Here is a 20,983-nt window from a genome sequence, read left to right as displayed (position 1 = left end):
TCATCCTCTTTATATGGTTTATCGCCCTACCCCTGCTGCCTTCTTCTCCATTTGCTTCTCATGTGCTTTACCATGAGCTCGGTTTCGGTCTTCTTCCACTTCAAGTGATATTTTCACGCCTTCAGCTACGTTTGTTGAAGAGACTTGTTTTAATCCATTTTGATCTTTTTGATAAACGAGGGATGCTCTTGTTGATACAGCTGCCCCTGGAGACGTGACAAACGGGACAACACGATAGTCTGCACGCCACTCATCTGGTGTTACGGTACATCTTACATACCCTCTGTAATCGTTAAAAAATTTGATATGCGGATTTAATCCTAAAATTTTATCCGTATCTGCTCGTTTATCCGCACCATTGCCTCCAGATGTAATGGATGTTCCTACAAATTCAGCACCTATCACTTTTGAAGCGGGATCATCATAGTTTGATTTTAAGTCACAAGCCCAGCTGGCATGAACATCACCTGTTAAAACAACTAGATTATTTAAATTCCTAGATTGAACAAAATCAGTAATGCGCTGACGGGATGCGGTGTATCCGTCCCAGGCATCCATACTAAGTCGAGGTGCGGTTTCTGATCCATAGTTTCTCTCGGCAAAGAACACTTGTTGAGCAAGAACATTCCAGTGAGCATTTGAGTTTCCTAGGTTCTGTAGCAGCCAGCTTTCCTGCTCCTTCCCCATCAATGTTCGGTTTGGATCTTGTGATTCGGGTGATGGAGGTTTGCTGCCATCGCCATTTGCTTGATCATCGCGATATTGACGCGTATCCATGACATTGAATGCAGCCAGATTACCGTAAGAAAAATCTCGGTACAATAACATGTCGGCTCCATGCGGAAGAGAAGAGCGACGTAATGGCATGTGTTCATAATAAGCTTGATAGGCTGCAGCACGTCGCTTCACAAAGGCTTCAACAGATTGATTGTTCTCAGGAATCATGTTGGCATAGTTGTTCTCAACTTCATGATCATCCCATGTAACGATCCACGGAAACGCTCCATGTGCAGCCTTCAAATTACCATCCGAGCGGTATTGCGCATGTCTGTTTCGATAGTCTTCTAGAGTTATAATTTCAGGTCCGCTATGTGTGCGGACATTTCCAGATGGAGATATGTATTCGTTTGGTCCGTATTCATAAATATAATCTCCAAGGTGAACGACAAAATCTAAATTCTCTTCAGACATATGCTGATACGCTGTGAAGAAGCCATGTTCATATTGCTGGCAGGAAGCGAATGCAAATGTCATGCTTTTCACGTTAGCGTCCTTTTTAGGAAGAGTTTTTGTTCTGCCGATAGGACTTAATTCATGACCACTTTTAAAACGATAAAAATAAACGTGATCTGCTTTCAGTCCTTCTACTTCAACGTGGACAGAATGAGCCAATTGAGGCTGAGCAAGTTCAGTTCCCTTTTGCACGACTTTTTTAAATCTCTCATCTTCAGCAATTTCCCATTTTACAGGTACCGCTTCGTCTGGCATTCCTCCTCCATTCAATGGATCGGGTGCTAATCTTGTCCATAACACAACACTGTTCGATAACGGATCGCCTGATGCTACACCTAGAGTGAACGGGTAGTTTCTAAACGTGGGTGCTGCGTTCACTTCGTAGCTGCCTAACGACTGGGCAATCGTAAGTCCCAGTGAAATACCTGCAATTTTTCCGGCACCTGTGAGGAATGTTCTGCGGTTCAGTTTGTTTTTTTTTAAGCTGTCATCTGTAAGCTTCTTAATCCATTCGTCCATCGGTCTTTCATCCATCATTGATGCAACCCCTTTAAAATGAATTTTTACAGTGCTCATTATAAAGAGATAATGTTAAGAAACCATTTCGTATTGTAAACGTATAAACAGATACCATTAGGAAGTTATTACTAAATTCAATTTGTAAAAAAACTCATCCGTTGTAATTCTCAAGGTTTGACAATGGATGAATAAAATTGCGAATCATTCATATGTCCTGTTTTTCTTCATATCTTCTTTAAAAGAAGTTTACGAAACAAAGGAAAGACTCGGTGATGATAAAGTGACATTAAAAAGGAAAAGGAAAAGAAAAGCATATGGAGAGTATTATTCGTGGTTAGACTTTTTATGTGATGTTTTGTTGTTTATACCCGAAATTTTGGTTGGATTGATTCGCTTACTAGGAAGGGGCATATTTAGACTTTTTGATGGCATATAAAAAAGCAACTCTCAGAACAGAGAGCTGCTGACTACCTATTTATTCTGATTTTTGTAACGTTATCGATACCGTTGTACCTTGCCCTGGACAACTTGCAACTTTTAGGACCCCTTGATGCTCCGTAATGATTTTATTGCTGATGGTGAGTCCAAGCCCAATTCCTTTTTCTTTGTTCGTGAAAAATGGAACTCCAATGCTTTTCAAACGTTCTTCTTCTATGCCAACCCCATTATCTACAAATAATAGTTTAACTTGTTGGCCGTCTATTTCCTCAATAGCAATTTTTAAAATTCCACCTTCATTCATTGCTTCAATTGCATTCTTTATAACATTGATGAAAACTTGTTTTATTTGGTTTTTCTCACAAGAGACATACACTTCTTTGTTTTTAAATAAAAGAGAGATCTCTACGTTGTATAAGTTTGCTTCAGATGTTAACAGCATTACCGTATCTTGCAGCAGTTGAATGATATTCACTTTTTTCCTATATTGAGTCGCATCAGGTTTAGCCAGTGCCATAAACTCATTAACAATCGATTCAATTCGCTGAAGCTCATCGCAGATCACTTCATTGTACAAATAAGTCTTATCCTGATTACAATCACCATTATTCATTAGGGTAAACAAACCTTTTATAGAGGTAAGCGGATTTCGGATTTCATGAGCAACCCCTGCTGCCAATTCTCCTAGAACAGCAAGCTTTTCACTGTTTCGTATATATTCATCCGCTTTTTTCTTTTCAGTAATGTCTCTAGAAATAAAGACGACCCCTTCAATATCACCTTCATCAGAAATCATTGGCATCCCTTTTCCCTCTAAAAGAATAGGATGACCTGAAGCATGAATCTTACGATAGATAAGTGGCATCGGATTCTTTGATGATGCTACAAGCTGTATATAGTCCCTTACTAAAGCATGATCTTCAACATGTATGCGGTTTAAAGAGCTTGTACCAAGGAGAGCTTGTGGATCGATTCCTAATACGCTTTTATAGGAAAGAGAAGCATACAGGTATTTTCCTTCTGCATCCACTAAGCAGATTAAGTCATTGCTATGATCGAGAATAATTCTATGTTTAAACTCGTTCTGCTTAAGCGCAGCTTCTGCTTTCTTTCTTTTTGTAATATCCCTAGAAGCAACAATCGCAGCATGATTTCCTTTTTGATAAATCGGTTTCCCTTTTGATTCAAGCCAAATATATGTACCACCCTTTGTTAAATATCTGTACTCAATCGTTGTAGGGATTTGTTCCATCATCATCCTAGTAAATTCTGAAATCACATGAATTTGATCTTCTGGGTGGACGAGTTCAAAAGGTGTTGAGCCAATTGCTTCTTCATGTGGGTAACCGGTTACAAGACTATAAGATGGAGTAAGAAAAGTAAAAGCGCCTTCCATATTAAGAATGCCTATGATATCAATCATATTTTCCGTAACGAGCTTTAAGTGATCTAACATTTCCTGCTTTTCAATGTGCTGCTGAGTTAAATTCCGAATGATAACCTGTGTGGCATCGGATGAAAACATGAGCGGAAATCCAATGACTTCTAAATGAATAGGACTACCTTTTTGCGTAATCCACGTCTGTTCACTCGGCTTAGGTGCTTTACCATTGCCGCAAGACTGGATACTTTCCTCCACTAGGTCATGTACTTCAGTGGAAAGGTTATTCCAGATTGGCTTGCCGATGATGTCTTCTTCCGCCTCAAGTATTTTTCTTGCAGCAGGATTTACATATACCCATTTTCTATCTTTTTGGATAAGAAAAGGAGTCTCAGAATGTTCAAATTGGCTGGCATAATTTTTCATTTGGTTAAAGACAAGACGATCTGATACGGGTTGACCATCTGAAATTTTCATATCGACCCTCCGTTGCAAACGTTAATCAAAACGTTTCGTTTGTAATTAACTAAATTATAAACATTTGTTTCTTTGTTATAAAGATATTTTTTCTTGATTATTCATAATATTGAAATTGTTACAAAATGTGTATTATCTACTGTTTTTAGAGAGGCAAGATTATTTTCAAAATTTCCTGAGCTCTTGCGGTGAACATAATAATATGTTCTTGTTTATAGTAATGCATGCTCATGACAACGGTTGTTTCATGACTATATTGAAAGATATCAATATCAATCATTTCGCCTACAATTATGACTCGAATTATGACTCGAAAAAAAACGGTATTGGGGGAACATTTTATCCACCGGCTCCCCTTCTATTTTCAAGCTATTATACTAAACAGTAAATAAATCTCATAAATTCGCCGATATGTTCTGTCAATTAAAGTCGATTTCCTGGGAAATTAGTTGTAGTTTGGAAAATTACGATTTATTTCCTTAAGTGTAAAGCAATTGCTCTTATCTTAAGAGCTTTGATTGAATGGGTTACAATTAATGTGCAAGGGCGAGGAGATTTCTGAGAGTATAGCTTAACCACACTTACGACATTAGCGAAAACAACCAAATAAAAAAGACCAGTTCGATTAAGACTGGTCATATAACATTTATGCTTCTTTTTCAACAAGTTGCTGTTCTGCATCTTCGGGATTAGAGTTATCTTTAACTTCTAATTCCCTTTTCGTAACTTCAATCTTCTTAACTTGATGTCCATCTATTTCAATCACTTTAAAGTCATAACCTTCATACGTGATCACTTGGTGTTCTTGAATTTCAGAATTCTGGGATAAGACCCATCCACCAATGGTATCGAGTTCACTGTCATCAATTTGAAGTCCGTAAATGTCATTCACTTCAGCGATAAGAACTTTACCATCAAAGTGCTTTACATTAGGACTTACAGCCTGAATCATTGGTGATTCATCTTCATCAAATTCATCTCGAATTTCCCCAACTAGCTCTTCTAAGATATCTTCAATGGTAACAATTCCTGCTGTTCCACCATATTCATCTACAAGAACCGCCATATGAAAACCTTTTTTCTGAAGCTTTAGTAAGGTTTCTTTAATAGGTGTATTTTCAAAAACGCTTAGTGTTGGTCGTATATAATGTTCAAGTGGGTATTCCTTCCCTTTGATTAAGTCAAAGAATACTTCTTTCGCGTTGACCATTCCAAGCACATTATCTTTATCTTCCCCTACTACAGGGTATCGTGTATATTTTTCTTCAGCAATTATATTAATATTTTCTGCAACGGTATTGTCCTCATATAGACAAACCATTTCAGTACGAGGGACCATGATCTCTTTTGCAGTTCTGTCATCAAATTCAAATACTTTTTCTACATAACTGAACTCTGATTTGTTGATTTCACCACTCTTGTAGCTTTCACTCAAAATCAAACGAAGCTCTTCTTCGGTATGTGCCATATCATGTTCTGATGCTGGTTTCAATCCGAACATTCTTACTAAGAGCTGCGCGCTTCCGTTTAAGAACCAAATGAAAGGATACATTACTCTGTAGAATCCAATGAGTGCCGGAGACAACCATAAACTAATTGTTTCTGCTTTTTGAATAGCTACCGTTTTTGGTGCAAGCTCACCAAGTACAACATGTAAAAAAGTAATGGATGCAAACGCAATTGCAAATGACAACGTATGAACAATCGCCGGACTTAATTCCATTTGCTCAAATACTGGACCAAGAATTGCTTCCACTGTAGGTTCACCTAACCAACCTAATCCTAGCGCAGTAATGGTAATACCAAGCTGACAGGCTGAGAGTGAGCCGTCAAGGTTTGAAATAACCTTTTGTGCTGCAATTGCTCGTTTGTTACCTTCTTCTGCAAGCTGATCTATACGTGTTTTGCGAATTTTAACAATCGCAAACTCAGCTGCTACGAAAAAAGCTGTGAGTAGGATTAATACGGCTACTGCAAGTAATTTCAATAAGGTCAAACTGTCCAAAAAGACTCCTTATACCCCAAATGTTCTGGAATATAAGTTGTCACCTCCTAAGTGTTTTAAATTTTATTAATTTAGAAAAGTATATCATAGAATTGAAAAACTTACTTATAAAACCTCTTATCCTAATTTTCAACAGAATTCATAATTCTGCGCAGCTCATCTGATGTTTCTGAATGCATAGCATTAGCCTCCTACAAAATTTCAGGATTAACCGTAAATCACATTGCTTTTAATAAATTATAGGTTTTTTTTATGGAATACTTATCCAATTATACATGTTATGATTGTCTTTAGAATAATGAAAAAGTGGGAGAAGGGAAGGTTACTGACTGTGGATTTTGTATTAGAGAATAAATGGCTATTTCTTATTCTTGCGGAAGTTATATTCTGGTTTTCCACCTTGTCATTTTTGCTGGTAAGGTATTGGTTCAATCTTAAGAAATTAAGTGTCGCTTTTTTTGTTCTTTTTCTGACTAATGATCTATGGATTGCAACAATGGGTTATTTTGATTATTTGAGAACTGGCGTTTTCTCTGCTTATCAGATTATTATTCTGATTGTTATCGCCTATGCTTTCATTTATGGAAAAAGCGATTTTCAAAAGCTCGATGCCTTTATACAGCGAAAAGTGGCAAAATGGCGAGGATTACCAGTACCTGAACTTCGCTCGACCAAACCCCTTTACGGTATGGAGCATGCTAAACAAGAAAGAAGGAACTTTTATAAACACCTGATCGCCTTTATTGTTGTCCAGTGTTTGTTTGTGGTCATGTTTGGTCTTTCAGACGCGGTTACTAACATAAAGATCGATACGCTATTCGCAGAGTGGTATGATCAAAAACAAACTGAGCTATTTTACAAAAGTGACACAGCCAATAACATTACTAGGATATGGGCGATTATTCTAGCCATAGACCTTGTCATTTCTCTGTCTTATACCGTTACTCCGAAAAAGGAAAAAAAGGCTGAACATGCCGTCTGAGGCACTAATCTATTAAATAAAAACAGAGCTTGGGATGCTATAGCCCCAAGCTCTGTTTTTAATCTGTTGTTGTCTCTGGTTTTCTTGATGTTTCTACTCGTTCATTCCCCATAAACAAGATGACGATAGCAGAAATAGCAATTGGAATCAGTGCATATGTGAAGACCGTTGTAATAGAGTCAGACATAGAAGCTGTTATACCGTCTAAGAGATCAGCAGGAATCTTCGTGCGCTCTTCTGCTTGAAACACCTTTTGTGGATCAATGGCTGCAAAAGCCTCTGAACCTTCCCCGCCAAAGCCCATTACGTTCTCTTTTAGTTTTTCATAAAACATGCGGTTTTGAAGTGCACCAAATATCGTTACCCCCAGTGTCATACCCAATGAACGCAGAAAGGCATTCGTTGAGTTTGCTGAGCCTCTGTACCGAAACTCCATCTTATTAATCGTAGCTGCTGGTAATAACGAGAATGAGAATCCCATTCCAAATCCAACAGTTACCATAAAAAATGTCAGCATGATCCTAGATGTGTCTGGTGTCATTCCACTTAGCATATACATTCCGCTGAAATAGGCAATAACCGATACGATCATCAAGTTACGAAAGCTGGTCTTTGTTTGAAAAATACCACCAATCATACTTCCCGCAACGGAACCTAGCATCATCGGTGTTAGAACCAAACCTGCACTTGTTGCAGAGCCACCGTAAACAGCCTGAACAAATATGGGAATAAATACGGCTAAGATGATAAACGTGCTGCCGTACAGAAATCCTAAAAGCTGTGATGTGGCAAAAAGGCGCTTCTTAAACATCCAAAATGAAATGATGGGTTCGGATGCTTTTTGCTCTACTGCAAAGAAAACAATGAAAAAAACGGTGAAGATGGTAAACAGTGCAACGATCTGTGTTGAATCCCACGCATACGTTTTCCCGCCTAACTCAAGTGCGAACATCAAACTAACGACAGCGATAACAAGCGTAATCGCTCCCCACCAATCAATTTTCTGCTCACGGTGCTCAAGCGTTTCCTTATAATAACGGAAGATTAAATAGAACGAAGCAACACCGATCGGTACGTTAATATAAAAAACCCAATGCCAGCTGATTGCATCTGTAATGAATGCTCCAAGCAATGGACCAAGAACACTTGACGTTCCAAATACCGCTCCAAGCAGACCTGTCATCTTCCCTCTCTTTTCAGGTGGAAAGATATCAAAAACGATCGTAAAAGCAATCGGCATAAGTGCCCCGCCGCCAATACCTTGAATAGCTCGGAACGCAATCAGCTGCTCCATATTTTGAGCAAGTCCGCATAGAGCTGATCCAATAAGGAATACAACAAGACCAAAGATGAAGAAACGCTTTCTTCCGTACATGTCGGAAAGTTTTCCATAGATCGGCATCCCAGCCATAACGGCGACCATGTAAGATCCTGTAACCCAAACGAATTTATCAAAACCTCCAAGATCAGCAACAATTGTTCCCATAGCAGTTGCAACAATGGTGTTATCCATTGCCGCCATTAGAATACCGAGCAGCAAGCCTGCTACTACCAATCTTAAATTCGTTTCTTTGTGCACCATCGCGCCATCTCCTAACCTTACACCCTTATGTATACTTAATAAAATTAAGTATACATGAGGAACAGTCCCTCAACAATTTATTTCCTTAGCTAAATCTCCTCATTTGTACAGGGTGTTTTCTGTATTTCTTGATCCCTCCATAAGGTGTTTTGTTTTTCTCCATGCTGCGTCGTACTTTATTTCCTAATCAAAATGACGGCAATAAACACATAATGTGACGAATGACTTCTCATCCTTTAAACTGTAAGTAGAGATAAAAAGAGGTGAATGGTAAATGGCAGAACATGTTTTTCACTTAACCGCACATTGGCCGGGTGGCAGAAATGATTCTGGAAAGATTGAGACGAAGAATCTGCAAACAGCGGTATCGATCCCACCTGAAATGGACGGACCCGGGATTGGCACAAATCCGGATGAAATGCTTCTTGGGGCGGCTGCAACATGCTATATCATTACGCTAGCTGCCATGATGGAAAGAAGTAAGATTGAAAAGCTCGATTTATCGATGGAATCTGAAGGAATTGTCGATGTAACGAACGGGGTCATTACTTATCAAAAGATCATTCATCGTCCTGTCGTCACTATCAAACAGAACCCGTCAAAAGATATTTCGACAATGATACAAAGACTCGCCATAAAAGCTGAGAATTCGTGTATGATTTCGCGGGCATTGAAAGGTAATGTCGAAGTAGAGGTCATTTTGACGATAAAAAAACAGTGATTTTGTAAGAACAGGACCTTCGCTGCCTGTACTTACCAAAATACTTATGTTAGCATAAATGTTAAGAAAGGAAAATATTATTTGGGTTCCTAACAAGTTCCCCCATAATAGAAAGGGGACGATGTATCATGAACCAACACGATGTGAAAGCCATTCTATTAAACTTACAGAACAAACAGTATATTGAATCGGACATTACTCACACCTTTAGTCAAAACAACGCCGCCGTTTTTTCTGTAAAGTATTTAAAAGGTGATGAATCGTTTGAAGTGATTCAGATTGAAACAAACTCCCTTCAGCGGTTTAATGACGTCGACTCAGCTGTTCATTGTATCAATACCTTGATTGCTAAATAGAGAAGATTTCTCATAATAATAAAGGAGGCTGGCTATTAAATGCCAACCTCTTTTTTGTTTATGTATTAAGATACTTCAACCAATCATTCTCTGAAATCGGTAAAAAATGCATCTCTTTTTTCTTCATTATGTATAGGAGCGCTTCAACCTCACCATTTAATGTTCTAATTTTAGCAATAATGCGATCGTAGAGATTGTTAGATCCGTTTTCCTCGTAGTCTTCAAGTCCATCTAAACGATTTAATTCATCAGGTGTGACCTCATATAACTCACCAGTTACCCATTTTCCTTTCTCAACAATTAACGCTGGGTAGCCACATCCTGTATCGTAAAGCTGTCCTTCCGTAAAACATTTTTGCTCTACACATACTGCCTCATTTAAATAGTGGTCATTACTTCCACCTTTTCTAAGAGTTCCATAAACAAACACAAGAAGTTTTTTCATACTCTCACCTGCCTCAAAAACATGATCACTTCGAAAAAAGATTCCTCATAACCATAAGCTTAACAACAATTAAAAAACTTTCAACCCGTCTAGATGGTTGAAAGTTTTTGTTATTTAGACTTTCATTTAATACCCTTTTCTTACATCGATGACATGCTCATTTTTCTTTTTGCGGCTCCCTCTCGCAGCATCAAATAATAGTACAATAGCCGTTACAATGTGCATGGCCATACCAACAAATGGCACATATCCTACCACAGAAGTAATGAGTCCTAATATACTGCCAGTAAATCTTTCTTTTTGAACGATACAAATGATAAGGGTGATTAAATGCAGAACGAACATGAATTGCAACGGCCCCCATGCAGAAGCGAGGATAATAGCTCCTCCTAAAAAAGGGATGCCTAGAAATGCTTCAATTCCACCCGTTATTATTTTAAAAAGTCTCGAAAGGTTCATGAGACAGCCTCCTCAAAGTTTCTATGTTACTTTACGTTTATGGATTGAAAAAGTTTCCTTTTGTATAAAATCCCCATTCTTCTTCATAAAAAAACCTCCCGCGAAAGAGAGGATTTGTTTTATATTACTTGTTATTTTTACTTGCTTCTTTAATAAACGTTGTAATGATTGCCATCATGTTTTTATTTTCATGTCTCAATTCTTCAGGATGCCATTGAGTACCTAACAAGAATGTTTTATTCTTATCTTCAAGCTCTAATGCCTCAATTACACCATCTGCCGCTCTAGCCGCCACTCGAAGCCCTTTTCCGACTTCCCCAATCGCTTGATGATGGAAGCTATTTACGGCAACTTCCTTTTCACCTACGATTTCATATAGTTTACTGTCTTCTTCTAAGGCTACTGTGTGAGTAGGTTCTGTCCGAGTTGCAGATTGCTGAAAATGGTTGATGCTATCAGAAAACTCACTCTCTACATCTTGCACAATTGTCCCGCCATAGCTTACGTTTAATAAATGGTAACCTCGGCACATCGCTAGAATGGCTTTTTCATTTTCACGGGCTTTTTTTACCAGTTCAATTTCAAAATCGTCTCGATGTTTGTTAACCTTTTTAACTTTTGGATGAGGTTCATGTCCGTATGTGATCGAACTGATGTCTTCACCCCCTGTAAAGATGATGCCATCACACAAGTTGGCATAGAATTCAGCTTCTTCGGGCTTTCCCATTGGGATAACAATCGGATAACCACCTGCTTCTCTTACTGTTTCTGCAAATTTATTATAGACAACGATTGTATCCACATTTTCATTTTGTGTTTCAATTGTGTTGATGGACATAACTGTACTCGTAAGTCCTATTAATGGTTTATGTGCCATATGATAAACTTCCTCTCAAATAAACTGGTTTTTCTCATATTTAACCGTCCTGCATGACTTATAAACACCCATAATTTATCATTTCAATTATTATTATCCAATTATTCGCCTCAACAATCCTTTTTATGGAATATAAAATAAAAACAACCCACAAAAAACTGTGAGCTGTTTTACTATGAATTCTGTTCCATTTATTGCATAGGCGGTCTTGTTTTTTTTACCGAATATACCAATTCTATGTCACCGTTCTCTTTCACTCGTTTAACTGTATAGGTTTTCTCAACACCTTGTCCGGTATTGTGAAAGGTGATCCTATCGCCTTCTTCAAAATCTGATGTGCCAGTGTCCCATAATTTTTCATCATCCGGTTTTCTCATACCTTTCACCCCTCGTAATCCGAATATTTGCTCCATATGCAATATGCCATTTAACTTTATTTTCCCTCTGTAAGGAAAATCAATCCTTTAACGTATGATTAAACGTGCATATTATACTCTCGTTATTGAGAATCCAGCATACAATCTCCTTTGATCACTGGGAATAGAGTCCGGCTCAATATCGGATTAGGTTTGTCGGCAAACAACTAATTACTCTCTCACCAACCGGTTATGACAAGAATTTATGGACACCTCTTTACTTCCTAGAAATTTCTATAAAGTGCGCCTTATCCATATAGTTCTATTCAACTTACTCAATACCTTTAATTTATTTAAATTCATTAAATATTTGTCATTTTAGTTAACTTATAGTCAGCAGATCCAGTTCTTTCGCGACAAACTCCATAAGTTCAGCAATTGTTTTTGACGAGAAATCCAGTTTTATTCCCGCTGCTTCATAAACTTCTGGAAGTGGTTTAGAGCTGCCGAGCGATAATGCTTGTTTATACTTGGAAATCGTTTCTTCAGGATTTTCTTTATAGTTTTTGTATAGTTGAAGTGCCCCTAACTGAGAGATCGCGTATTCAATAAAGTAAAATGGAACTTCATAAATGTGAAGCGTGTATAACCAGCCTTTTTCTTTCCAGTCTTCATGCCCCTTCCAATCTATGATCGATGCATCGTATCGATCTTTCAGTTCACCAAATTTCTTCGTGCGTTCTTTCCAAGTATGATTTGGATGCTTGTAGAGCCAGTGCTGAAATTGATCGATTACCATAATATAAGGCAGGCTCATTATGGCGCTCTTCAGCTGGTCTTTCTTCGCACGATTTAATTCTTCTTCCGTTTTGTAGAACTCATCCCAGCGGTTCATTGTGAAAAGTTCCATACTCATACTAGCTAGCTCAGCCGACTCCATGGGGATTTGTTTATACGAATATAACTCGAGATCTCTCTTTAATAAATCATGAATGGCATGACCCATCTCATGCATGAAAACAACGAGGTCTCCATCAGTCTTTGTCAGGTTCATAAAAATAAATGGAAGACCTGTCTCTGGCAGGTTCTCACAAAAACCACCTTGCGCTTTTCCTTTTCTGCTTGTTAAATCAAACAGTTTCTTTTCATTCATATCATGTACAAGAGAGCCGAACACAGGATCAAGTTCAGCCAGTACTTTTGCTGATTTATTGATTAATTCAACATCCGTATCCACTGGTTTTAACGGTTTTCTGTTATGAGGCACCGCTCTAACATCCCACGGTTTGTAATCATCAAGTCCAATCTCTTTTTTATGTTCCTTTTGAAGTTGAAGTGCGAGCGGAATAACATGTTCACGGATGGATTCAGCAAGCTGTGTGCAGTCTTCAGGCGTGTAGTCAAACCGGTAATATTTCTTAAACATATAATCTGCAAAACCATTTAATCCAGCATTTTCTGCTTTTTTTATTCGCAGCTCTATAAGCTCGTCCAGTATGCTTTGCAGCTTTTCCTCCTTCTTTAAGATCGGGTCATACAGAGCTTCCATTGCGTTTTTCCGTATATTTCGGTTAGTGTCTCTAAAGTGAGTGAACAGCTCACTAATCGTCACTTCTTTTCCTTCCCAGTTAGCCGTTAATCCCCCTGTGATCTCAAAATATTGGTTAACGAGAGCATCTTCTTGTTTTTCAATATCTAAATTCGCTTCTTGAAAAAGTGCAAACTGCGTTCTCAGTTTCTTTTTGTACTCCCCGTATTCGGTATCAGGAAGCTCTGCTAGAAACGGAGACTCTAAAACTTTTTCATCTAGTAGAGATTGATATTTTTTAAACAAAGGCTTGATATGCTGCTGGTCGTATTCAAATTGTTGTTTGATTTCATCGCTATCACTTTGGCATTGAAAAGCGATATAATGCCTGAGCATCTTTTCTTCTTCTCTTTCATACACTTTCTTTTGCTGTAATAAAAAAGATTTTAAGTCTTCAACTGATGTTATGTTAACGCTTACAAGATTTTCGAACTCTTTCTTAAAAAGCTCCAATTTCTGATCGTTCATTATCGATCCCTCCCGACTAGTTCTGCCTTAATTTTACCACAAATAGGAAAATTCTCGATAGATGGAATGTTTAAATACACGGCTTTTTCGCAAACATTGATGATCTTTAAAGTAGTTGATTTCCGCTCCAGGTGCTCGCTTTCCGCGGGGTAGGTGGTGGCTAGCCCCTCGAGATCAAAAGCTAAATGGGTTAAAAGGCAAAGTGCGCCTTGCTAGCCCCTTCACCTTTTGTTTGTCGGGGCTGAACGAGCCACTTCCACTTTTCGGACTGCCCGCCAGTTCTAAAAAGGGATGCAATAGTCTATAGCAACTATTATTCAGCATTCCTTAAAACACAAAAACTGACCACAAGTGCACTTTACGTACCCTTTTGGTCAGTTTAATTAGAATTGGACAGATTATTGGCTGAAATGGACAGATTATGTTGTAGATTGGACAGATTAGTTGATCAATCCGACAAAATAATCTTCAAATCCGACAGATTATCTTCACCAACAATAAACTGCCTGCATGCCCAGACGCCTCAAAGGTGTTTACTGACGACTTTTACAAAAATACTGTCCACTTTTCGAGTTTTACTGTCCACTTTAGCTGATTTACTGTCCACTCTGCCATTTTTACTCTCCACTTACACTTTCCTACTGACATCAGCAATTACAAACCATAACCACGTTTCCGTCTGGATCTTCTACATTGAACCAAGCCACTTCTCCGTGCCACTCGATTTCACGTACAACGTTCAAGTTCTTTTCCTTGATGTCTGCATAAGCTGCATCAATGTCGGGAGCATATAGATTAAACATTGGTCCTGTTCCTGGCGCTCGGTGAAAAGAAGGGTCAAACGTGTGGTCATCAAGAGACAACCCTGTTTGTCCGGTCACTGGAATGTTATGAACAGGAGAGCTCACTTCACTCGTATCAATCGTTATCCCTATAAGTTTGGCATACCATTCCACAGACTTCTTCAAATCTGATACGTGGACAAATACGTTGTTGATGTGACTCTGAATCGGGGCAATACTCGTTACTTTTTCACTCATTGTAAAACGCCTCCTAAGAAATAATTTCTTCAAACGTTTTCCGAAAACCATAGAATGGCCTAAAGCTTTGTGACTCATAAAAAGTATGCGATGTGCTTGATGCAAGCATTTCCATGCGTGTTCGAGGATGCTTGCTATGAACAAATGTTAGTAATTCACTACCTAATCCCATTCCTCTATAGGATTTTGAAATCAGCATCTCGCAAATGTACAGCGAAACATGTCCATCTGTTAATCCACGAACATAGCCCACTACCGTCTCATCCTTCAACATGACATATGCCACGTTCGAATTTCTCCATGCGGCTTTTGTTTCTTCATTGCGTTCAACGAGCTGTGTCCAGCCTTCAATCTTGTTCAGCTCTTGAATGGCATCAAACTGCTCTTCACTATAGGGAACAAATTTTACACCTTCCACGTTTGCAGTCTCCCTTATAAAAGCGCCTTAACGTTCTGCACTCCTTTTTCTACTTCCGCTAATACATTTCCTTCAAAGTGTTCCTGCTCGATCACACAATAATCAACTTTTTGTTCGTCAGCTAACTTCAGGAAACCCTTTAAATCCAACTTGCCTGACCCTGCAATCGTACTCTGCTTCTGACCGTTTTTCTCTGTCATATCTTTCAAATGAAAGGACACACAGCGGTTACGGTACGTATTCAGAAGTTCTTCAGGTTCATAGCCAGCAAATTTTGCCCAATACGTATCAAGTTCCATTTTGACCAATTCAGGATCAGTTTCCCGGTAAATCACATCGAACGGAAGATTTCCATCCAGCTCATAAAATTCAAAATCATGGTTATGATAAGCAACGCGAATGCCGAACTCTTTGCTTCTGTATCCAGCTTCGTTCAATACTTCCGCAACCCGCTTATAATCATCTATGGATTGTCTTTGTTCGTCCGTTAAATACGGCATGATCATCAAGTCATTTCCCAAAACCAGCTGATCTTCCATCTGCTTTTTAAAAGCTTCCCCAGAAAATTGCTGAAGCGGAATATGAGCGCCCGCAACCGTTAAGTCGTTCGCGTCGAGAACCTTTTTCACTTCTTTAGGAGATATGCCAAAAAGTCCTGCAAACTGAACACTGTCATAACCCATCGCTTTTACTTTTGATAACGTGTCTAACAAATTCTTTTCCGCTTCTGATTGTATAGAGTATAGCTGCAAACCAATTTTTCGCATGTTAGAGTGCTCTCCTTTTTTAACCGTTTACAAAACTTTGTTCATTGATATCGATGCTTGTTTGTATCCTAGCTTTCGATAAAGTTCAATCGCATTCTCATTCGTTCCAAAGACATGCAGGCCACAATATTCTGCTCCTTCATCTTTGGATTCATTTTCAAAGAATCGTAGTGATGTTTTTGCTATTCCTTGCTTTCGAAAGTTCTCCAAAATATAGATGTGATATAAAAAGGCGGTCTTCTCTTCCTTTGAGACATGAAACCACAGATAGCCTGCGATTTGCTCGCCGCTTTTTATGTGAAAGAAGTGTTGCCCTTCTGTTTTCTCTTGATCTGGAAGAAGGCTTTCCATTTGCTTTTCTGCTTTTTCAGTTGCTTGCTTCTTCGTCATCATATAGTGAGTTGATGTATCTTGAATATAATCTGGCATCATGAACTCCAGGTATTCCTTAAACTGTTTGTTGTTCATTCTTTCAAATGTAATCAACGCCTTTTCACTCCCTTTACTTCATCAAATAATGAATGATCTCAGGCATTCGTTCGCGCCAAGCTGATTCATGGTGTTTTCCGCCTTCAATGATGTCAAACCGTACATCAATTCCTTTTTTCTTAAACACTTCATATACCGTTTCTGAAGAGCGGATATAATGGTTCGCATCCACTTTTGAGGTATCCTCGTCTGTTCCAATATCCATGTAAAACGTTTGCAGCCCGTTTAAATCACTTTTTCGAATTAAACTTTCAATCTCTTTTTGGTTGAACCAAAACGCCGAAGACAGGCTTGCCACCCGGCTAAAAACGTGAGGATAGCGGCACATGGCATATGTTGAGATCAAGCCGCCCATTGAACTTCCTGCAAGCAAAGTTTCTTCCGGTTTTGTTCTGTATTTTTCATCGATTAAAGGTTTAAGCGTATGAAGAAGAAACTCGATATATGCTTCACCCTTTCCTCCATATACACCTTCAATCTTTAGAAGTTCAGGTCCAACAGTCGGATTTTCCCATGGCCCATATTCATTTAAACGCTGGAATCCTTCGTGATTGCAATCGATTCCAACGATGATGAGAGGTGTTTTACTTTTCTCTAAAAAATCAGCAAGTCCCCACGATACACCGTAGCTCGCATCTTCATCCCTAAAAAGGTTCTGACCGTCATGCATATAAAGCACAGGGTAGCTCTCTTCTTTTTCTTCATAATCGTACGGCAAACATACACGAATTTGTCTTTCTAAACCTTCAAACTGTTCAATCTTTACCTTAAATTCTTGAATCATTAAAAGTCTCCTATTCTATCAATCTAGTTGTTTAGCTCATAGCCGTTAACAAAAAATTGGATGGTTTCCATTTCATCTTCCGTTAATTCACGACCCGCTTCTCCCCTATATTCTTCTGTAATGCCTTGAATATTACCTCTATGTTTTTGAGTAAGGGTGGCAAGGTTTCTCAAAAGGGATGCTTCACTCTCAAACTCTTGCTTCGTTGCAGGTTTCCAATGTGAAAAAATATAAAATTCTGCGTCATACGACTCTACAAGATCTAATAGCCGTAAAACTTTTTCTGCCGTATAATTATTTTTTGGTGCGTACATATTGGCATACATGCAATCTGCTAGAAATAAGATTTTCTCTTCTTTTATGTAGACGATGATAGAGTCTGGAGTGTGGTCGCCTCCTACATGCTGAAGTATGCACGTTACTCCGCCAAGATCGATCTCCAGTTTTTCGTGAAACGTGATTGTTGGCAGTTCAATACTGATATTGCGGTGTTTTGGAAATTCTTTTTTGATCGCCTCTGCACAAAATTCAATTTCAATCCCTTGTTCAACCCGTTCATCAATTGCTTTATCACACCAAGAATATGGAAGCAGCTTCTCCATATTTGTTTTCGTCATGTTAGAAGCAATCGATGGTATGTTCAATGCTGACAGACCAAAGATATGGTCCCAATGCCAATGCGTAATAACGATAAGGCTAGGATCTGGTATATTGTTCTTTTTAAGTTCTTCTAAAAAATAGTGTGCATGATCCTCAGAGTTTCCAGCATCAATCATTAATGTTCTGTCATTTCCTACTACTGCTCCTAAGATCGGACGATCTGTTTCAGAAACAGGTGTTTGATACCAAAAGCGGTTTGTGAGTTTTTCAAGTCTCTGCAAAACATCCATCTCTCCCCATTTATAAACCTTGTTTTACATTATTGTACTTCAAATTATCTCTTAGGGTTAGAAAGATGTACATCTTGTTCAATATGAATTTCTTCAGGTATGTTCGTTGGTGCATTTGGCACTTTTCTTGTTTTTTCTTTAAGAATCTCAGAGGAATACAATTTTATTACTAAACTTCCTCCATAACGTTTTGCTCGGATCAAGATAGGCTGGTTGTATTTGTTTTGAAATTGAAAATCTGGTCCGTACCAGCTAACAGTTGCGTCCCGGCCTGAAGGAACATAGGGAACGCGTTTGCTGTGAGAGTAACGCTGAACAATCCGCAATCCTGCGCGATCAACCGCATTAAACAAAGTAGATGAAACCTGACAGATTCCGCCTCCTACCCCTTCTGACAATTCACCTCTTACAATAATCGGTGCACTTTTATATCCTTTTGCAGTTGTTCTTCTTCCCACCACTTTGTTAAATGAAAAAGTCTCATTTGGAAAGACAACATGACTATCCAAGGCTTTTGCAGCCAGTTCGATGTTTGTGGTTCTGCTTTTATTATTTGAATTGAAATATGTAACATAGTGGCCGATCTGCTGCGTTTTTATATGTGCCAGAACCTCTGTATCCACTTTTGGGTAGATGTTCATTTCAGGTACATCCAACTTTTGCGGCCCTTTTGAAAAAAAATAGGTATAGAACTTTTCCTTGAATACGCTGCGATTCAGCCGATAACCTACTTCTCCTGGTACTATTCCACCATAATCATTAAGTTTTGCATTAATCGGTGCTTTAAAGGATCGTTTATCAAGGAGTTCGAGGAATGAAGAAAGTTTTGTTTCATCTATCATAGGTATCCCCGGAATGGGTGCTGTAAATTGTTCACGATTGATTTCAGCGATCGTCTTTCCCTGCTGGTTCACCGTTAGTGTATCTGGTGATTGAACAGGATGTGATAGTAGTAAAAGTCCGGTAAACCAAGCTAATAACATGAGAAAAACCTCCATCGCCGTTTTATTCCTAGCGTTTTTTACTTTTTCCTAAAATGAAATTTTTATTACATTTTTAAAGGATAAAAATGGAGGCAATCCATGATACCAGCCAGAGTATTGACACCTCTAATTCATGAAATTTATGAATTAATCCTTGAAATTAGTTTTTTTTCCCGCGAGTTATTGTGATAATTCCGCGAGTTTTGCTCAATTACCCGCGAGTTTACAACAAACCAAATCCATTGCCTGCTCTAAACCCCACCCCAAACAACTTACCAAAAAAACGCCTGAGTCAACGAATGACTCAAGCGTTTCTCATTAATTATTGCTTTGTATCAAGAGGCTTTAGTTTCGCTTCGATTTCTGCACGTTGAGGCTCTAAGAATGGAGGCAGCGCCAAAGACTCACCGAGATGCTCTAAATCTTCATCCGTATCAAATCCAGGACCATCTGTTGCGAGTTCAAATAGAATTCGATTCGGCTCACGGAAGTACAATGACTTAAAGTAAAAGCGATCCACAAATCCCGAGTTCGGAAATCTAGATGTTTTTACTTTTTCGATCCAATTCCTAAGCTCATCTTCATTATCTACTCTGAACGCCACATGATGGACGCCCCCGCGACCCAAACGTTCCCCTGGTAGGTCCGTTCGTTCTTCCACATGTATTTCTGAACCACTTCCGCCTTCACCTGTTTCAAGTACGATGATATCAGGCTGACCCGCAACTTCCGGCTCATACGTACCTTTTTTACGAAAACCTAGAAGTTCTGTTAAGACTTGAACCGTTGGCTCTGCCGCAGGAACGGTAAGTCTTACAGGGCCAAGGCCGATAATCGCGCTTTCTTCTGGTGTTGTGCTCTTACTCCACGGCTTTCCGCCAGCAACACCGCTGTTGTTTTCATCTGAAACCATGATCAGCCTTTGCCCTTCAAGGTCTCGGAATGCTAGTGTCTGACGTCCTGCACGGTCTTTTATTGCGTCGGTTTCAATGCCGTTTTGCTTCAAGCGATCTTGCCAAAAGATAAGAGCATCGTCATCTTTTACACGAAGTGAGATCGCAGAAATGCTGTTATTACCGTCATGATTTCTTCCTGCCATCGGAATTTCAAAAAACGTCAGTTCTGTTCCGGGATTTCCTTTTTCATCACCATAAAACAAATGATACACACTCGTGTCGTCCTGGTTCACAGTCTTTTTTATCAGCCTTAGTCCCATTACTTCTGTATAAAATTTAAAGTTTTCAGGCGCTTTCGCCGTGAGTGCAGAAACGTGGTGAATACCTTTCAGTTCCATAAAGATCCCTTCCTTCATACCTTTTTCCTTATTATCCCCTTTTGTCTGGAAAATGCCCAATGAAACGATTTGGGTATCGCGACAAATTAACTTCTAGGTGCCCAAAGCATGATAGATACGCCGATTAAACAGATTGCAGCTCCTATCCAGTCATAGAGATCAGGCGTTTTCCGATCAACGAGCCAGCCCCATAGAACTGCCAGAATAATAAAAACACCTCCGTAAGCTGCATACACTCTACCGAACGTCGGAAAGTTTTGCAAAGTGGGAATAACACCATAAGCAACCAAAATAAGACTTCCTGCCAATCCATATGTAAAAGGCTTTGATTCTCGAAGCCAAAGCCAAACCAAGTATCCTCCGCCGATCTCTGCTATACCGGCAATGATAAATAAGAATATAGCTGCTATCATACACTCGCACCTCCTCTT

The 20,983-nt window shown here is 39.0% G+C and carries 21 protein-coding genes; 3 read left to right on the top strand and 18 right to left on the bottom strand.

The genetic code is table 11. The annotated features are described in order from the left end of the window. Positions 1-18: 18 nt before the first annotated feature. The 3 genes from AWM68_RS01175 to AWM68_RS01160 form a co-directional block, all read right to left on the bottom strand. Positions 19-1,770, bottom strand: coding sequence for an alkaline phosphatase D family protein (locus AWM68_RS01175; RefSeq protein ID WP_066236258.1), 1,752 nt, complete (start codon positions 1,768-1,770; stop codon positions 19-21). 457 nt (positions 1,771-2,227) lie between these two features. Next, positions 2,228-4,048, bottom strand: a complete 1,821-nt coding sequence (locus tag AWM68_RS01165) for a PAS domain S-box protein (protein WP_066236256.1) — start codon at positions 4,046-4,048, stop codon at positions 2,228-2,230. A gap of 646 nt (positions 4,049-4,694) precedes the next feature. Further along, positions 4,695-6,044: a hemolysin family protein gene (locus AWM68_RS01160; RefSeq protein WP_066237400.1), complete on the bottom strand. Its 1,350-nt coding sequence runs from the start codon at positions 6,042-6,044 to the stop codon at positions 4,695-4,697. A 340-nt stretch (positions 6,045-6,384) separates the two neighbouring features. Between AWM68_RS01160 and AWM68_RS01155 the strand changes: the two genes are divergently transcribed. Then, the gene (locus AWM68_RS01155; protein ID WP_066237397.1) at positions 6,385-7,035 is read left to right on the top strand and encodes a hypothetical protein; all 651 of its coding nucleotides are present in this window, start codon (positions 6,385-6,387) and stop codon (positions 7,033-7,035) included. Between the two features lie 58 nt (positions 7,036-7,093). On the opposite strand, the gene AWM68_RS01150 is transcribed toward AWM68_RS01155, so the two are convergent. Further along, positions 7,094-8,617: an MDR family MFS transporter gene (locus AWM68_RS01150; RefSeq protein ID WP_066236255.1), complete on the bottom strand. Its 1,524-nt coding sequence runs from the start codon at positions 8,615-8,617 to the stop codon at positions 7,094-7,096. A gap of 274 nt (positions 8,618-8,891) precedes the next feature. Here AWM68_RS01150 and AWM68_RS01145 point away from each other — a divergent pair, with 274 nt between their 5' ends. Then, entirely contained in the window at positions 8,892-9,338 is a 447-nt protein-coding gene (locus AWM68_RS01145; protein ID WP_066236254.1) for an OsmC family protein, read from the top strand. Positions 9,339-9,466: 128 nt separating this feature from the next. Further along, positions 9,467-9,694, top strand: coding sequence for a hypothetical protein (locus AWM68_RS01140; protein WP_066236253.1), 228 nt, complete (start codon positions 9,467-9,469; stop codon positions 9,692-9,694). Positions 9,695-9,752: 58 nt separating this feature from the next. Here AWM68_RS01140 and AWM68_RS01135 read toward each other — a convergent pair whose 3' ends face one another. The 14 genes from AWM68_RS01135 to AWM68_RS01070 form a co-directional block, all read right to left on the bottom strand. After that, complete coding sequence (locus AWM68_RS01135; RefSeq protein WP_066236252.1) at positions 9,753-10,139, bottom strand: gamma-glutamylcyclotransferase family protein; 387 nt, start codon at positions 10,137-10,139, stop codon at positions 9,753-9,755. 126 nt (positions 10,140-10,265) lie between these two features. Beyond that, positions 10,266-10,598, bottom strand: a complete 333-nt coding sequence (locus tag AWM68_RS01130) for a hypothetical protein (protein ID WP_066236251.1) — start codon at positions 10,596-10,598, stop codon at positions 10,266-10,268. A gap of 124 nt (positions 10,599-10,722) precedes the next feature. Then, positions 10,723-11,475 (bottom strand): gamma-glutamyl-gamma-aminobutyrate hydrolase family protein, encoded by a 753-nt coding sequence (locus AWM68_RS01125; protein WP_066236250.1) that lies wholly within the window; start codon positions 11,473-11,475, stop codon positions 10,723-10,725. 191 nt (positions 11,476-11,666) lie between these two features. After that, complete coding sequence (locus tag AWM68_RS01120; protein ID WP_066236249.1) at positions 11,667-11,852, bottom strand: hypothetical protein; 186 nt, start codon at positions 11,850-11,852, stop codon at positions 11,667-11,669. Positions 11,853-12,213: 361 nt separating this feature from the next. Continuing rightward, positions 12,214-13,887: a M3 family oligoendopeptidase gene (locus AWM68_RS01115; RefSeq protein ID WP_066236248.1), complete on the bottom strand. Its 1,674-nt coding sequence runs from the start codon at positions 13,885-13,887 to the stop codon at positions 12,214-12,216. A gap of 647 nt (positions 13,888-14,534) precedes the next feature. Continuing rightward, on the bottom strand, positions 14,535-14,927 hold the full coding sequence (locus tag AWM68_RS01110; RefSeq protein WP_066236247.1) for a VOC family protein: 393 nt from the start codon (positions 14,925-14,927) through the stop codon (positions 14,535-14,537). 13 nt (positions 14,928-14,940) lie between these two features. Further along, positions 14,941-15,345 (bottom strand): GNAT family N-acetyltransferase, encoded by a 405-nt coding sequence (locus AWM68_RS01105; RefSeq protein WP_066236246.1) that lies wholly within the window; start codon positions 15,343-15,345, stop codon positions 14,941-14,943. 14 nt (positions 15,346-15,359) lie between these two features. Continuing rightward, positions 15,360-16,112: a sugar phosphate isomerase/epimerase family protein gene (locus AWM68_RS01100; protein ID WP_066236245.1), complete on the bottom strand. Its 753-nt coding sequence runs from the start codon at positions 16,110-16,112 to the stop codon at positions 15,360-15,362. A 27-nt stretch (positions 16,113-16,139) separates the two neighbouring features. Continuing rightward, the gene (locus AWM68_RS01095) at positions 16,140-16,598 is read right to left on the bottom strand and encodes a GNAT family N-acetyltransferase (protein ID WP_066236244.1); all 459 of its coding nucleotides are present in this window, start codon (positions 16,596-16,598) and stop codon (positions 16,140-16,142) included. A 16-nt stretch (positions 16,599-16,614) separates the two neighbouring features. Beyond that, on the bottom strand, positions 16,615-17,385 hold the full coding sequence (locus AWM68_RS01090) for an alpha/beta hydrolase (protein WP_066236243.1): 771 nt from the start codon (positions 17,383-17,385) through the stop codon (positions 16,615-16,617). Positions 17,386-17,408: 23 nt separating this feature from the next. Next, positions 17,409-18,266 carry an MBL fold metallo-hydrolase gene (locus AWM68_RS01085; RefSeq protein WP_066237395.1) on the bottom strand — a complete coding sequence of 286 codons (858 nt, stop codon included), beginning with the start codon at positions 18,264-18,266 and terminating at the stop codon, positions 17,409-17,411. A gap of 53 nt (positions 18,267-18,319) precedes the next feature. Beyond that, positions 18,320-19,258 carry a VanW family protein gene (locus AWM68_RS01080; protein WP_066236242.1) on the bottom strand — a complete coding sequence of 313 codons (939 nt, stop codon included), beginning with the start codon at positions 19,256-19,258 and terminating at the stop codon, positions 18,320-18,322. Positions 19,259-19,580: 322 nt separating this feature from the next. Beyond that, positions 19,581-20,552: a ring-cleaving dioxygenase gene (locus tag AWM68_RS01075; protein ID WP_066236241.1), complete on the bottom strand. Its 972-nt coding sequence runs from the start codon at positions 20,550-20,552 to the stop codon at positions 19,581-19,583. An 86-nt stretch (positions 20,553-20,638) separates the two neighbouring features. Then, positions 20,639-20,965, bottom strand: a complete 327-nt coding sequence (locus AWM68_RS01070) for a YnfA family protein (RefSeq protein WP_066236240.1) — start codon at positions 20,963-20,965, stop codon at positions 20,639-20,641. Positions 20,966-20,983 lie beyond the last annotated feature (18 nt).

The sequence above is a fragment of the Fictibacillus phosphorivorans genome (assembly GCF_001619875.1).
In the GTDB taxonomy this organism is placed as follows: domain Bacteria; phylum Bacillota; class Bacilli; order Bacillales; family Fictibacillaceae; genus Fictibacillus; species Fictibacillus phosphorivorans_B.
This window is presented reverse-complemented; position numbering and strand designations above follow the sequence as displayed.

Excerpts from the sequence above, each read along its gene's own strand:
- AWM68_RS01175 (WP_066236258.1), bottom strand. The coding sequence starts at position 1,770 with ATGATGGATGAAAGACCGATGGACGAATGGATTAAGAAGCTTACAGAT.
- AWM68_RS01165 (WP_066236256.1), bottom strand. The coding sequence starts at position 4,048 with ATGAAAATTTCAGATGGTCAACCCGTATCAGATCGTCTTGTCTTTAAC.
- AWM68_RS01150 (WP_066236255.1), bottom strand. The coding sequence starts at position 8,617 with ATGGTGCACAAAGAAACGAATTTAAGATTGGTAGTAGCAGGCTTGCTG.
- AWM68_RS01145 (WP_066236254.1), top strand. The coding sequence starts at position 8,892 with ATGGCAGAACATGTTTTTCACTTAACCGCACATTGGCCGGGTGGCAGA.
- AWM68_RS01140 (WP_066236253.1), top strand. The coding sequence starts at position 9,467 with ATGAACCAACACGATGTGAAAGCCATTCTATTAAACTTACAGAACAAA.
- AWM68_RS01135 (WP_066236252.1), bottom strand. The coding sequence starts at position 10,139 with ATGAAAAAACTTCTTGTGTTTGTTTATGGAACTCTTAGAAAAGGTGGA.
- AWM68_RS01130 (WP_066236251.1), bottom strand. The coding sequence starts at position 10,598 with ATGAACCTTTCGAGACTTTTTAAAATAATAACGGGTGGAATTGAAGCA.
- AWM68_RS01125 (WP_066236250.1), bottom strand. The coding sequence starts at position 11,475 with ATGGCACATAAACCATTAATAGGACTTACGAGTACAGTTATGTCCATC.
- AWM68_RS01120 (WP_066236249.1), bottom strand. The coding sequence starts at position 11,852 with ATGAGAAAACCGGATGATGAAAAATTATGGGACACTGGCACATCAGAT.
- AWM68_RS01115 (WP_066236248.1), bottom strand. The coding sequence starts at position 13,887 with ATGAACGATCAGAAATTGGAGCTTTTTAAGAAAGAGTTCGAAAATCTT.
- AWM68_RS01110 (WP_066236247.1), bottom strand. The coding sequence starts at position 14,927 with ATGAGTGAAAAAGTAACGAGTATTGCCCCGATTCAGAGTCACATCAAC.
- AWM68_RS01100 (WP_066236245.1), bottom strand. The coding sequence starts at position 16,112 with ATGCGAAAAATTGGTTTGCAGCTATACTCTATACAATCAGAAGCGGAA.
- AWM68_RS01090 (WP_066236243.1), bottom strand. The coding sequence starts at position 17,385 with ATGATTCAAGAATTTAAGGTAAAGATTGAACAGTTTGAAGGTTTAGAA.
- AWM68_RS01080 (WP_066236242.1), bottom strand. The coding sequence starts at position 19,258 with ATGTTATTAGCTTGGTTTACCGGACTTTTACTACTATCACATCCTGTT.
- AWM68_RS01075 (WP_066236241.1), bottom strand. The coding sequence starts at position 20,552 with ATGGAACTGAAAGGTATTCACCACGTTTCTGCACTCACGGCGAAAGCG.
- AWM68_RS01070 (WP_066236240.1), bottom strand. The coding sequence starts at position 20,965 with ATGATAGCAGCTATATTCTTATTTATCATTGCCGGTATAGCAGAGATC.